At 39.1% G+C, this 12,959-nt stretch carries 13 protein-coding genes; 10 read left to right on the top strand and 3 right to left on the bottom strand.

The annotated features are described in order from the left end of the window. Window positions 1-211 precede the first annotated feature (211 nt). The 10 genes from V6624_RS18810 to V6624_RS18765 all read left to right on the top strand — a co-directional run bounded on the left by V6624_RS18810 (window position 212) and on the right by V6624_RS18765 (window position 9,641). Window positions 212-664, top strand: a complete 453-nt coding sequence (locus tag V6624_RS18810; protein WP_111289899.1) for an Hsp20/alpha crystallin family protein — start codon at window positions 212-214, stop codon at window positions 662-664. Between the two features lie 79 nt (window positions 665-743). After that, a complete protein-coding gene (locus V6624_RS18805) occupies window positions 744-1,910 on the top strand; it encodes a cation:proton antiporter (RefSeq protein ID WP_338839770.1) in 1,167 nt (388 codons plus the stop codon). A gap of 436 nt (window positions 1,911-2,346) precedes the next feature. Next, window positions 2,347-2,922, top strand: a complete 576-nt coding sequence (locus V6624_RS18800) for a Crp/Fnr family transcriptional regulator (RefSeq protein ID WP_338839769.1) — start codon at window positions 2,347-2,349, stop codon at window positions 2,920-2,922. Window positions 2,923-2,985: 63 nt separating this feature from the next. Continuing rightward, window positions 2,986-3,996 carry an NAD-dependent epimerase/dehydratase family protein gene (locus V6624_RS18795; RefSeq protein WP_338839768.1) on the top strand — a complete coding sequence of 337 codons (1,011 nt, stop codon included), beginning with the start codon at window positions 2,986-2,988 and terminating at the stop codon, window positions 3,994-3,996. A gap of 610 nt (window positions 3,997-4,606) precedes the next feature. Beyond that, window positions 4,607-6,217 carry an arylsulfatase gene (locus V6624_RS18790; protein WP_162615005.1) on the top strand — a complete coding sequence of 537 codons (1,611 nt, stop codon included), beginning with the start codon at window positions 4,607-4,609 and terminating at the stop codon, window positions 6,215-6,217. Window positions 6,218-6,520: 303 nt separating this feature from the next. After that, window positions 6,521-7,210, top strand: coding sequence for a hypothetical protein (locus V6624_RS18785; RefSeq protein ID WP_338839767.1), 690 nt, complete (start codon window positions 6,521-6,523; stop codon window positions 7,208-7,210). A gap of 260 nt (window positions 7,211-7,470) precedes the next feature. Beyond that, window positions 7,471-7,851: a helix-turn-helix domain-containing protein gene (locus V6624_RS18780; RefSeq protein WP_338839766.1), complete on the top strand. Its 381-nt coding sequence runs from the start codon at window positions 7,471-7,473 to the stop codon at window positions 7,849-7,851. Window positions 7,852-8,379: 528 nt separating this feature from the next. After that, entirely contained in the window at window positions 8,380-8,772 is a 393-nt protein-coding gene (locus V6624_RS18775) for a carboxypeptidase-like regulatory domain-containing protein (RefSeq protein ID WP_338839765.1), read from the top strand. Between the two features lie 135 nt (window positions 8,773-8,907). Next, a complete protein-coding gene (locus V6624_RS18770; protein WP_204251699.1) occupies window positions 8,908-9,480 on the top strand; it encodes an AAA family ATPase in 573 nt (190 codons plus the stop codon). After that, the gene (locus V6624_RS18765; RefSeq protein ID WP_338839764.1) at window positions 9,480-9,641 is read left to right on the top strand and encodes a hypothetical protein; all 162 of its coding nucleotides are present in this window, start codon (window positions 9,480-9,482) and stop codon (window positions 9,639-9,641) included. The genes V6624_RS18770 and V6624_RS18765 overlap by 1 nt, the downstream gene beginning before the upstream one ends. A gap of 859 nt (window positions 9,642-10,500) precedes the next feature. On the opposite strand, the gene V6624_RS18760 is transcribed toward V6624_RS18765, so the two are convergent. The 3 genes from V6624_RS18760 to V6624_RS18750 all read right to left on the bottom strand — a co-directional run bounded on the left by V6624_RS18760 (window position 10,501) and on the right by V6624_RS18750 (window position 12,936). Continuing rightward, window positions 10,501-11,175, bottom strand: coding sequence for a DUF4397 domain-containing protein (locus V6624_RS18760; RefSeq protein ID WP_338839763.1), 675 nt, complete (start codon window positions 11,173-11,175; stop codon window positions 10,501-10,503). A 39-nt stretch (window positions 11,176-11,214) separates the two neighbouring features. Then, a complete protein-coding gene (locus V6624_RS18755) occupies window positions 11,215-11,661 on the bottom strand; it encodes a DUF2141 domain-containing protein (RefSeq protein WP_338839762.1) in 447 nt (148 codons plus the stop codon). A gap of 192 nt (window positions 11,662-11,853) precedes the next feature. Continuing rightward, window positions 11,854-12,936: an adenylate/guanylate cyclase domain-containing protein gene (locus tag V6624_RS18750; protein WP_338839761.1), complete on the bottom strand. Its 1,083-nt coding sequence runs from the start codon at window positions 12,934-12,936 to the stop codon at window positions 11,854-11,856. Between the last annotated feature and the right edge of the window lie 23 nt (window positions 12,937-12,959).

Genomic DNA, 12,959 nt, shown 5'->3' with positions numbered 1-12,959 from the left:
TTTTTCTTTCTTTCTTTTCTTTCTTTCTTTTCTTTCTTTCTTTCTTTCTTTCTTTCTTTGTAAAGCTAGGGTAAAACTGACATTTTTTCGTTTATGGAAACTGAAAAAATGTCATTTTTTTTCTCTGGCATAATTTTGGTTTTTTTGTCCCTGGCACTGCAAAGGCAGTGTATGTTCAAAAATATTGTATAACAATTAAAAGTAAAATGTTATGAATCTTATCAAAAGAAATGCAAACCAGCATCGTGGCCTGCAGCATACGTTTTTTGATGACGTTTTTGGCCGCGAGCTTTTCAATTGGGAAAACAAAAATTTTTCTACAACAAGCACCACCCTGCCATCGGTAAACATCAGAGAGACTGCAGAGCATTTTGAAGTCGAAGTGGCCGCTCCTGGCCTGGAGAAAGACGATTTCAAAATCACCCTTGACGGAAACCTGCTGACTATTTCTTCGGAAAAGGAAAACAAGCAGACCATCGAGCAGGAGAATTTTACCCGCAGGGAATTCAGCTACCAGTCTTTCCAGAGAAGCTTTGAGCTGCCTAAAAATGTGGTGGACGAAGAAAAGATCAGTGCACGTTATGTCAATGGCCTGCTTCATCTGTCCATACCCAAAAAAGAGCAGGCGAAGCAGAAGCCGCCTAGAATGATTGAAATTGCCTGATTTCTAATCGATTATTTTACCTTTTTTATTTTAAAGCTGCCCCGAAGGGCAGCTTTAATCATTGCAAAAAGCTATAATTATGTTTTCGGACTTATTTTCTGCCCTGGCCGTGCTCTGCTTTGCTGTGCTGTTGCTGATACTGGTGCTGCGCCGCTTCAGGCAGCCCTATTTTATTGCCTATATAGCTGCGGGCGTGCTTTTGGGGCCAAAACTCCTGAATATAATTCCTGATCCGGCAGTGGCGGCGGAATTGGGCGAAATCGGTATTGTCCTTCTGATGTTTTCAATTGGAACCGAGATAGACCTGCACCATTTAAGCCAGCATTTCTGCAGGCCCTTTGCAATAGCTCTGGTCCAGGTCCTCTTAAGCGCCTTATGCATGTATGTCTTGGGAATGCAGTTGGGATGGCCAGCCAGTAGGATTATATTATTATCTTTTATCATAAGCCTCAGCAGTTCGGCTATTGTATTTCAGTATTTGCAGAGAACCGGCGAGATTAAAAGCCAGTTGGGGATTATAACATGCGGTGTGCTGCTGATGCAGGACATACTGGTTGTGCCAATGGTCTTATCGCTAAATTTCATTTCAGGCAGCAATACCTCTTTTTTGGAGCTTGCCAAGGTCAGCATAGGCGGCATGCTCATACTGCTTTTTTTGCGGTCAGCCATCAATAGGAGGATTTTTAATATTCCCATGAGAAGAGAGCTTATTGCCGACCATGATCTGCAGGTATTCATCGGCTTCTGCATATGTTTTGGGATGGCCTGGGTCAGTTTCTGGTTTGGGCTCTCGCCAGCCTTTGGAGCCTTTGCAGCTGGAATTGTGATCGGGCAGGATAAGGCAACGCGCTGGCTTGGAAAATCGCTGATTCCCTTTAGGGTCTTTTTTATGGCATTTTTTTTTCTGGCCATAGGACTGCAGCTTGATGTTGGATTTTTTGCAGCCAATGCCGGCACAATTGTCTTGGTGGCTATAAGCGTTCTGATAATCAATAGCTTGATCAATAGCCTGCTTTTTAAGCTAAGCGGAAACGGCTGGAGGGACAGCATATATGCTGGCGCGCTATTGTCGCAGATTGGCGAATTCAGCTTTGTGCTGCTTACGCTTGCCGCTTCTCTTGGGCTGGTTGGAGATTATATGCATCAGATTACTCTTGCAGTGATTACCTCCACCATGCTTCTGTCAAGCATCTGGCTGGCCATCATCCAGAAGCTGATCTATAAGCTGCCGGCTCAAAAGGCTTGAACTGGTCCGGCCATTGATTAATGCTCAAACCGCTTTGGGATTGCAGGACAGTATTTCAATAAGGGTTGAAAGCTCTCAGCAATGAGGGCTTTTTTTAATTTTTGTTATTTAGTCTTTGATTTTATTCCTTTTTTAATCGGACTGTTTTTAGTATGGTTTTGTCTGCCGAAAGGTAGGGTTGCCGGAGCGGTGTTGCTATTCGGATGGGAGATTTTGACTGCTTGAGTTTTTTGCTCTTAATTTAAAATTCACCTAATGCTATCGAAACATTTTGCAGACAGGAGCTTATTGTGTTTATTTATGTGAATTTTGATATATTGCAGGTTCAGTTTTAATTGTCGGCTCTTTATCTGTCATGCGCCGCATCGAATTATATGGTTCAGCATTAATGCATGCGGCTGCCTTAATCCTGCCGCATTTTTTTTAAATTTGCGCTATGCATCATCAGCTTCTCCAACTTATTGCACAAACGGTGGAAATTTCCGGCAGGGAAAGAGATTTGTGCACACAATATTTTGACCGGGTCGTGTGTTCCAAAAACAGTATTTTGGAAGAATCCGGAAGAATTCCCAAGTATTTATATTTTGTCGAATCAGGCTTTGTCCGTCTATTCCATTATAATAATAAGGGGGACGAGGTGACTACGCACATTAACTGCCCTCCCGGTTTTATAACATCCTATTCTAATTTTATCACTCAGACAATTTCAGATGAAAATTTGGAATGCATCACAGATTGCGTGCTTTTACGGATTGCAAAGGCAGATCTTGATTTGCTGATGCGCCAAAGTCCGGGTTTTAGGGACTTTAGCATTTTAGTGTTTCAGCAGTCATTGGCCTATAATGAAAAGCGCTCTAAAGATCTGGCGGCGCTCACTGCCGAGCAGCGCTATTTAAAGCTTATTGATGAGCGTCCGGAGGTTCTGCATAATGTCCCAATGCAGCATATCGCTTCTTTTCTAGGGATGAATCCTAAAAGTTTGAGCCGCATCCGAAAGCAGATCATTAGGTAACATTTGTGAAGCGGATTTAAATGGGCAAAGCAGAACTTTGCGCTATCATTTAAATTAAGATTCATGACAAATAAAAACTTAGTGCTGGTGTCAGGCGCCAATGGGCACTTAGGCAATAACCTGGTAAGACTGCTGATAAAAAAAGGATTTCAGGTTAGGGCTTCTGTCCGCGACATCAATAGTAAAGGCTGTTTTAAAGATCTGGACTGCGAAGTGGTTCAGGCCGATATTACGGATAAGGCTTCTTTCGTAAAGGCTCTTCGGGGTGTTGAGACATTTTATGCTGTAGGGGCCGCTTTCAAATTATGGGCAAAAGATCCTAAAAAGGAAATCTATGAAGTGAACATGGCCGGAATCCGCAACACAATAGCAGCAGCGGCGGAAGCCGGCGTAAAAAGGATTGTTTATGTGAGTTCCATTGCAGCGCTGGATTACACCCATCTCCCGACTAAAGAAAGCAATGGCTATAACCCCGATCGCAGGGATATGTACTATAACTCTAAAAATGATGGTGAAAAGCTGGCCTTTCAATTATCCAAAGAATTGGGCATTGAACTGGTGTCTGTAATGCCGGGCGCAATGATTGGAGGAGAGGCTTTTCTTCCCCTGAATGTTTCATACGGAGTGCTTAAGCTTATTTTAAACAGACAAATTCCGATGGACACCAGAATAACCTTAAATTGGGTGGACGTAAAAGACGTAGCCGAAGGCTGTCTTCTTGCTGCCCAGAAGGGGCGTTCAGGCGAACGCTACATTCTTGCCAATGAAAAATGCATGACCATTACAGATACCGCAAAATTGGCTCAAAAAAATTATCCGGAACTGAAGCTCAAAATTCCTGGGTCTGTCCCTAAGTTCGTGCTATATGCAATCGCAGGCTTTATGGAGCTTTCAGCTAAAATAAGCGGCAAACCGCCGGTTATCACAACAAAAGATATTGCAATGTTCTCTGGATTGCAGCAGGATTTTGACATATCCAAATCAAGGAATGAACTAGGCTTCAATCCGAAAAATGCGGAGCAGGCTGTAAAAGAAGCCTTGGCTTATCTTATGGAGCGCAGGAATTTGCTATAAATGGTTTTATTCTCTCAGATTCCCGATCAGCATCTTTAGCGGCAAGCCAGTGCTATTTTTTGCGATGTATTCAGGCCATGCAAAAGTCAGGGCCAATAGGCTCAAAAATAGCAGATGAAGGGAAAGCATAGAGCAGCGGCGGCCGCCGGTCCGGAAGAAGATTATAGAGGCAATGGATAAGGTCTCTGAAAACGGATTGGGTTTAAGTTGGAAAATAGCAGCGGTCTGGCTGTGATCATGGGGGGGTAGGATCGCAAGCATAAAAGCCAGCTCTTTATAAAAGAAAATTTCAGCAGCAATGGAAAGCTCTCAGAAATGAGGGCTTTTTTTATTTTTAGTTATTTAGTTTTAGATTGTTTTTATTTTATTGGAGTTTTTTAGTTTGATTTTGGCCGGTGAAAGCGGAGATGTTTAAAGTGTTTTGTGTATTTGAAAGCTGTCTTTTAATGCATCGAGCCTAAGCTTCTTAATTTACAGCTTCATTTTGGTCTGTTTATTTATGGTTTGATGTTTCATTTTATAAGATGAAACCATTTAAGGGATTGAATTGGAAGTGTTTATGAGAATTGGTTTTTAATTTTATTGGATACTAATCCAATAAAACGCAATTATGAGACAGAAAGCCATACTGTTAGCCGCCGCTTTAAGCGCGCTTGCATTTTTTAATGCAGAGGCTCAGACTAAAAAGAAGCCTAATATTATAATGGTCATCTCAGACGATACCGGCTGGGGAGATTTGGGAGTCTACGGGGGAGGGGTTGGACGCGGAATGCCCACGCCCAATCTGGACCGGATGGCCAAGGAAGGGATGCAGTTCTGGTCCTTTTACGGACAGCCCAGCTGTACGCCAGGAAGGGCAGCGATGCTCACTGGGAGGATTCCCAATCGAAGCGGTATGACTACCGTTGCTTTCCAGGGACAGGGAGGCGGACTGCCTAAAGAGGAATGGACGCTGGCATCAGTTCTTAAAAAAGCCAATTATAAAACCTATTTTTCAGGTAAATGGCATTTAGGTGAAGCAGATTATTCAATGCCTATAGCACATGGTTTTGACAAAATGCAGAATGTGGTGCTTTACCATTTGAATGCCTATACCTATGCTTTCCAGTCTTGGAATCCAGAGATGTCTCCAGAGATGCTGGAACTTTTCAAAAAAGTGACCACAGGCATACTTGAAGGCGAGGCAGGCGGAAAAGCCCGCGAGGTAAGCAAGGTGACCGAAGAGAATATAGCTGAGCTTGATATGATGATGGTGGAGAACAACTTAAAGCAGCTGGATGAATACGGAAAAAGCAAAGAGCCATTTTTTATGTGCATCAATTTTGCCAAAAACCATCAGCCCAACCTTCCTTCCAAGCAGTTTGTCGGCAAATCTCCGGGCAAAAGCAAATATTCGGATGCTGTAGTGGAGATGGACTACAATGTGGGCCGAATTATGGATAAGATCCGTTCTTTGGGCATTGCCGAAAATACCATTGTTATCTACACGGTAGATAATGGCGCGTGGCAGGACGTGCATCCCGATTCTGGATATACCCCTTTCAGAGGCACTAAAGGGACAGACAGGGAAGGCGGCAGCCGCGTGCCCGCAATTGCCTGGTGGCCGGGACAGATTGAAGCGGGAAGCCAAAGCCATGATATTGTCGGAGGGCTTGATCTTATGGCAACATTTGCAAGCCTTGCCGGAGTGGAGCTTCCTAAAAAGGACAGGGCGGGAGCTGATATGGTCTTTGACAGCTATGATATGTCAAATGTGCTGTTTAAGAAGGGAACGCCGCTTCGCGATAGGTGGTTTTATTTTACTGAGGCTGAATTATCGCCGGGAGCTGTGCGTATCGGAAAATTCAAAGCGGTATTCAATACCCGTGGAGATAATGGCGCTATTGCAGGTAGTGACGCTCCTGGACAGCAGCTTGGCTGGAGAGGAGATGAAACCTATGTGGCGACAGTTCCGGCTATCTATAACCTGTGGCAGGATCCCCAAGAGCGCTATGATCTGTTTATGAACAGCTGGACAGAGAAGACATGGACGGCTATAATTTTTAATCAGGCCATTGCCGATCTGATGAAAACTTATGCCCAGATACCACCAAGAGCGCCTCAGAGCGAAACTTTTACCGGAGAGATGCAGATTGAACGATACAGGACTATCGAACAGGTGAAAAAAATGATGAACGAAAAGAAGGTGAATCTCCCGCCGCTGAGCGTAGACCCTAAATAATCGGATATTCAGCTTTTCATATTGCAAGAGACGGCCTAGCCGTTTCTTTTCATTTTCTGCAGAAAAAACATTCTTTCTTTCTTTCTTTCTTTCTTTCTTTCTTTCTTTCTTTCAGTTATTGATTCTCTTTTATATTTTTTTATGCTGTTTTGGCCGCTGAGGGAATGCTTTTGAGAAAAATTAGGACAATAAGGTTTCAGATTATAAAGTGAAACCAAAACGGGAATCATTTTCAATAATTTTCAGCACAAAGCGCTTAATTTTGGATGCAGCTGCAAATCTGCTGTTTAATAGCCTTAAAATATGATCGAATTACAGACGGCCGTTTTTTTTACTCACAGCGATATCGATTCAGAACTCCAAAGGGTGCGGCATTTTCAGGAATTCAGAAAATCTGCCGTGCTTTCTGAATTTCTGAGGTTCATCGTAAATGAAACAATGCTTGAAAGAGCCGGGTGCATTAAGCAATATGCAATTGCTGTGAATGCATTGAAATGTCCGGCTTCTTTTAACGGCAGCAATGCCATTGTCAGAACCCGCGCAGTAAGGCTCAGAAAACTGCTGGGCCTATATTATCAGGCAGAAGGAAAGTATAATGATCTGCGGATAGAAGTGCCGTTAGGAGGCTATATTCCGGTTTTTAAAGCTCGTGAGGCTGCTATTTGCAATGCCATCAGTGATACTGATGGCGGGCTGACCCCAGCAGTATTCCCGTTAAAAGCTCTCTGCGCTGATTCCCATGCATCTATTCAGGCTTCTTTTCTAATGCAAGAGCTCAGTGCGCAGCTTTCAGTTTACAGTGGCACTGCTGTACTAGGATGCCATCTGGCCGAAATCCTGAGAATATATGAGAAAAATGCTTCAAAGGCGGCATCTGCTGCAGACCTCTGTATCAGCAGCAGCTTTGCGGCATCGGAATCACAGTTAGTCCAGTCGGTTTATACTAGCCTCATTAAATATGGATACATTTCAGCATACGATCCAGATTGTTGAGCTGAGATCTTAAGCTGTAAAACGGTTTTATTCTTGAGGCACTAATTAGCTTTGGATCATTTAGAGAATCTACAATGGAATGCTGGTCTGTTTTTTATTAAATTAAAGTAGGAACCTGAATTTATGGCTTAAAGATCGGAGGGATGCATCAGGAACTCCGCTAATGCCGGATTTATATCTGGTTTTTAGATGGTGCCTGCCACTGTAAAAAATATGTGCTTTATTATTTAATTGAAAATAATTTTAAAAAAATTAAACGTATGGGTAATATATTTCACAAATTAAGAAAGGAAGAAAAAGAAGAATGTTTAGCAGCAATAGAATTTTTTACAAATTCTAAAAAACTTTTTTTAAATAAAGATTTATGCCTGGCCCAGCTATCAGAAGAAACAGGAATCACAGTTCATAAGATTTCTTATCTTATCAATGCAGAGTTTGGCCTCAATTTTAATGACTACATAAATTTAAAAAGAATTCAGTATTTGATAGAAAATCTAAATGAACCTATGCTAAAGGATCTTTCTATTGAGAAAATCTCGTCTGCCTGCGGATTTGGCTCCCGAACAAGCTGTTTTAGGGCATTTCGTAAACATAAAGGTACATCTCTATCAAATTTTTTAAATAGAATCTCCAAAATCTAATGCGATCTTTGAATTATTTGTTCTTTAATATTTTATGGAAACAGATCAATTTATGGCCTCAGGTGGACAGCAGCAAATAGTGCAGATGTGCAATCTGTTTTGTAAAAATAATAATAATTGAAAATTAAAAAATAAAAGCTTGCAAAGATTTAAGTATGGTTAGTTAGTTATATTTTTTTTTCTCAGACTTATTTTATTTTTGGTTTTGGCCGGTGAGAGGGGAATTGGTTGGAGCAGGTTTGTTTTTTGGAATTGGATTTTTATGATGCTTCCGCTTCGCTGTCTTCAGATATTGCTAAGAAAATGGTACTGCAATATTTAACCTTAATCTTGTAATGTTAACTCCTGATTATTTTCGGTGCTGTTCCCAACCTTTTACGTTAATTGATCATCTATTGGAGTAGGGATGGGCAGCGAAACATGGCATTCGTTTTTAAAAATGCTATTCCTCTTCTGCTAAAATGGATTGGCTCAGAAGAAATGCTGTTACATCCATCTAATAAAATTAATTGAAAAAATATGTGGCAAATGAGATTTAGATTCTGGCTGTCGTGCTGTCTTTTATGCATTTTCGCATCGTGCGCGACTCAAAAAGATTCAAAATCCGGCATTAAAATTACTAAAACAGTGAGTGGAATTGTAATGGATGAAAATGGTCCGTTGCCAGGTGCCACTATAATCGTGAAAAATGAGAGAAAGGGGACTTATGCAGACATGGATGGAAAATTTGAAATCAGCATTAATGAAAATGACACATTAGTTGTAGGCTTTATAGGTTTAGAATCCAAAGAAGTTGCCATTACCTCTAAAGATTGCTATGAAGTGCATTTAGAGGCTTTTAAGCCTATTGAAAGCCGTAAGCAAAAAAGAAGAATAAGACGGGAGATGCGAAAAAACGGATATTATATCTATCCGGATTAGTACAGGCAGCCTATAGCCCCTGTTTGGCAGCATGGGTAATTTATAACTGAACAAATCGGTTTAGCTCTGTTTCTGCGGCACTCTTTTTAAAACCATTAGGCAGGGAATTGGGCTGAAATTCTTATCTTTGTAATAATGGATAAAAATCTCTATATAATAGCTGGCTGTAATGGTGCGGGTAAAACTACAGCTTCATTTACAATTCTTCCTGAGATATTACAATGCAAAGAGTTTGTAAATGCGGACGAAATTGCCAAAGGTCTTTCTCCTTTCCAGCCTGAAAAGGCCGCCTTTGAATCGGGAAGGATAATGCTTCACAGAATAAAGGAATTATTAGCCAATAATGAGGTCTTTGCTTTCGAAACTACCTTAGCGACAAAAAGCTATAAACAGAAAGTAATTGCGGCTCAGGAAAAAGGCTATAAAGTAGTGCTTTTATTTTTTTGGCTGGATAGTGTCGACCTGGCTATCGAGAGGGTGAGGACAAGAGTTCAGGAAGGAGGGCATAACATTGAAACCGATGTTATTAGACGCAGGTATAAAAACGGAATAAATAATTTATTCGATATATATCTGCCAATAGTCAATGAGGCATTGATTTTTGACAATACAGCCGTAAAAGCTGAATTGATAGCACAAAAGACATTAGGCAATCCAATTGAGATTATAAATAAAATCAAGTTAGATAGACTCAAAAATAACAGATGATGGGAGAACATAAAACAACAACGACACCGACTCAGAAAAAGATCATAGAGGCAATGGATAAGGTTTCTGAAAAATTAATTGAGTTTAAAAAGAAGAATAACAGCGATTTAGTGGTTATGAAGGATGGTAAGATCATAAGGATAAAAGCCAGTTCTTTATAAAAACAGTATTTTACTAAAACTTGAAAGCTCTCAGAAATGAGGGCTTTCTTTCTTTCTTTTCTTCTTTCTAAAGATGTTTCTGATTATGATTTTGACCGGTGACGGTAAAATTGATTGGGTTAGGGAATCTGTTTAAAAGGACAGGCTGTTTAAAAGTTAGTTAGTTAGTTAGTTAGTTAGTTAGTTAGTTAGTTAGTTAGTTAGTTAGTTAGTTAGTTAGTTAGTTAGTTAGTTAGTTAGTTAGTTAGTTAGTTAGTTAGTTTTTGATTTTCGCAGATTTTTTTAGTTTGATTTTGGCTGGTGATGGGGAGATGATTTAAGAGGGGAGTTGATCTGAATGGCGAAGATTTGATTATTCTTTTTTATAATTCATCAGACAAAGTAATTAGGAAGTATTTTTTAAGTGATGATAATGCTAATCCTTTTTCAGTTGCTAAAATTAACAGATAGTTCGGGACCTCCAAAGGACAAATTTCTATAAATTTTATAGACGATTTGAAGAGATTGGCGTACTAGATTTAGTGTATGTCTTCCATTGGCTTTGTAAATTTGGTTTGGATGTCCCGTTGGCGATTGAGAGAAAATTGATATCGTATTATTTTTGATTTTGCTACAAAATATACTCTAATATTTTTTACTTTATTTAATTAATTGTAAAAGATACGCCTTAACTTTTTGTGGCAAAAAAGGTATCCATTCCATAATATTTAAGCATGAAAAAGTCCTATTTCTAATAGGACTTTTTAGGGGAGAGGGCGGGATCATTATATTAGCACAGACATTATTGAAAAAATAAAAGACCTCTAAAAATGAATCGTTTTTAGAGGTCTGTTATTATTATATAGAAAAAATGATAAAATTAATTATGCGAAATTTGTTCGATTCTGTATCCTGATCCAGACGATCCAGCGATAAAAACGGTGTACACTTTTCCGGCCGCAAAATCTGTTTCTGGCAGCGTTGCCAGATTATCAGATGCTCCAGTTCCGTGTACCTGAATGCCTAGCGAACCAGCATTAATTTCAGTGTAATTGCTTTGACTGTAGCGTGAAACATTTGAAGCTAGGTTATTGCCTTGAGCATCAATAAAATCAATATTCGCAGGAGCTCCACCGCTTAAATGAATGAATTTTACTTTAGCTTTTCCACTAGCCGGCGCAGTTATATTGTCTTCATAAAGCCTTACTTCAGCATCGTCTCTCGATTCTCCTGTAAGATATACAGTATATCTTCTGTCATCGTTAAGATCAAGTTCTTCACTGGCATACAAATCATTATCATTTTCATCTCTAAACTGGCTTACAAGATTCTTACCTACAGCAACGTCATGATATGATACTGAATGCTCTAAATAATCCAGATCACTGATGTATGGAATGTTTGCCATAACAAATTTTTGGGAGCCTGAGTTTGGAGCCGCGTTTACGACTTTAAGGCGTGCAGAACCAAATGGATCGATTTCATTATTATCACAAGAGGATAAAAAGATCAGGGCCGCTGCAGCCATTAATGGAATAAAATTTTTAGTTTTCATAATTTTAATTTTGGATTTTACTTTTTTTTTAAAATTGCATTACATATATTTTACCTTAATGGTAATTTTATTGCTCGGGTTTTTTATGGTGATTTTAAAATCATCAAATACCGGTTTTTTCATTTTTTCCATGAAGAAATTAGAAAATCCAAAACCTTCTTTTGGCATGCCGATGAGATTTTTGTTTAGTGCTCCATTTTTATTCTCATCATCAATAAGTGTGATGCCGTATGTTCCCGGATCGAGATCACAATTAATAATTATGAGGTCATTACTGATTGCTTTTTTATCAAAGATTAATTTTTTCGAAACTTTTTCATTTTCGTAATCTTTGCTGTTTTTAAAAACATTTAGTATAATTTGTCCTTTTTCTGAACGGATGCCCGTAATTTTGATAGTGGTATTTTGGGCATAAGAGCGACCAAGGCATAAAAGGATTATAAAGACTATAAGCCAGCCTTTCTGAGGGATTTTCGTTTGAATCATTATGTTGATTTTTAAGATATTTGCACTGCGAAAGTAGCAGAGCAGTTGCTTAAAAAGCATAAAAAATAAAGTCAAACGGACAATCTTACGGGTGAACCGTTTCGTATAAAAAAACTGTTTAGTGAGAATTAAAAACTGGAAATTGTAAAAAAGGAAGATTTTTACAGCCTAAACTAGTATTTGTTTAAGCTCTTAGAATCGATCTATAGTTGCTTTATAAACAAGTTGCTTTTCTGAAATTCCTTTTAATTCAATATCAGTAATAGGCAAAAAACTAAAGGGATAATCAGCAATTAAATGATTGTAAAAACTTTCAGAAATAACTAAATCAGCATCATGATCACGGCACACTTTCTGAAGCCTTGAACATAGATTTAGGACTCCTCCATGATAGGCCATTTCTTTTTTATACACTCCAACAAGTGCAGCAGACACAATCCCGGAATGTATAGAACTTCTAAATTCTGGAAATTGATTGTGTTTATCAATATAATACTGTCGTTTTTTCTCCAAACGCTCTGCCAGAGAAAAATGCATTTGAAGCGCATTATTAAAACTTTTTCTTGTTGTAATCTGCCAGCTCAACACAGCTTCGTCTCCAACAAATTGGTAAATCTCTCCACCCAAATCCAGTGCAATGGCAGAAATATCTTTAAAGCAGTCCTGAATAAAACTGCTGAATTTTGTACTTCCCATTTTTTCTACTAATAATGTAGAGTCCTTAAGATCCATAAACATAAAAATTCGGTCTTCAAGTGAAGGTGTAAAATAGGCATTGCGAATGAAATTTCTAAAGTAGTTTTTACCCATATTAGTACGAATAGTAACTACCATTCCTACCAGAATTTCCATTAAAATCATCGAAATCATAACGCTCACCCCTGAACCCTCGGGCAGCGAATTACTTTTCCAGGTATTTGAAGGCATGCCTGAGAATTGAAAAGCAACTAAAATAAGAGCTGTTGTGAGTGCTGTAAAAACAGTGATACGTAAAACAATAGTGAGAATAATATTTCTGGTTTTTATCATCTTAGGATAAATCAGGGTATGAAAAACACCCATTAGCAATCCTATAGAAATGCAGGTTATTGCAGAAAATAAATAGATCCATTTTTTTGTCATTCCTGGAATTAGGGGATAGGCAATGGAGATGATGTGGTTGGGAATATCATTAAATTTTATGTATACAAAAAGCAGTCCGCCAAAAAACCATAACATGGTGACCGAGAGAATTTCGCGCAAATAATACTGAAGCCTGTAAGGAGTAATCTTCATTGTTTTTATTTTACAGGTTGCTG

The organism is Flavobacterium ginsenosidimutans (assembly GCF_037478105.1).
GTDB classification, from domain to species: Bacteria; Bacteroidota; Bacteroidia; order Flavobacteriales; family Flavobacteriaceae; genus Flavobacterium; species Flavobacterium ginsenosidimutans.
The sequence above is the reverse complement of the archived record's forward strand: the minus strand, read 5'-3'. Positions and strand labels throughout refer to the sequence as shown.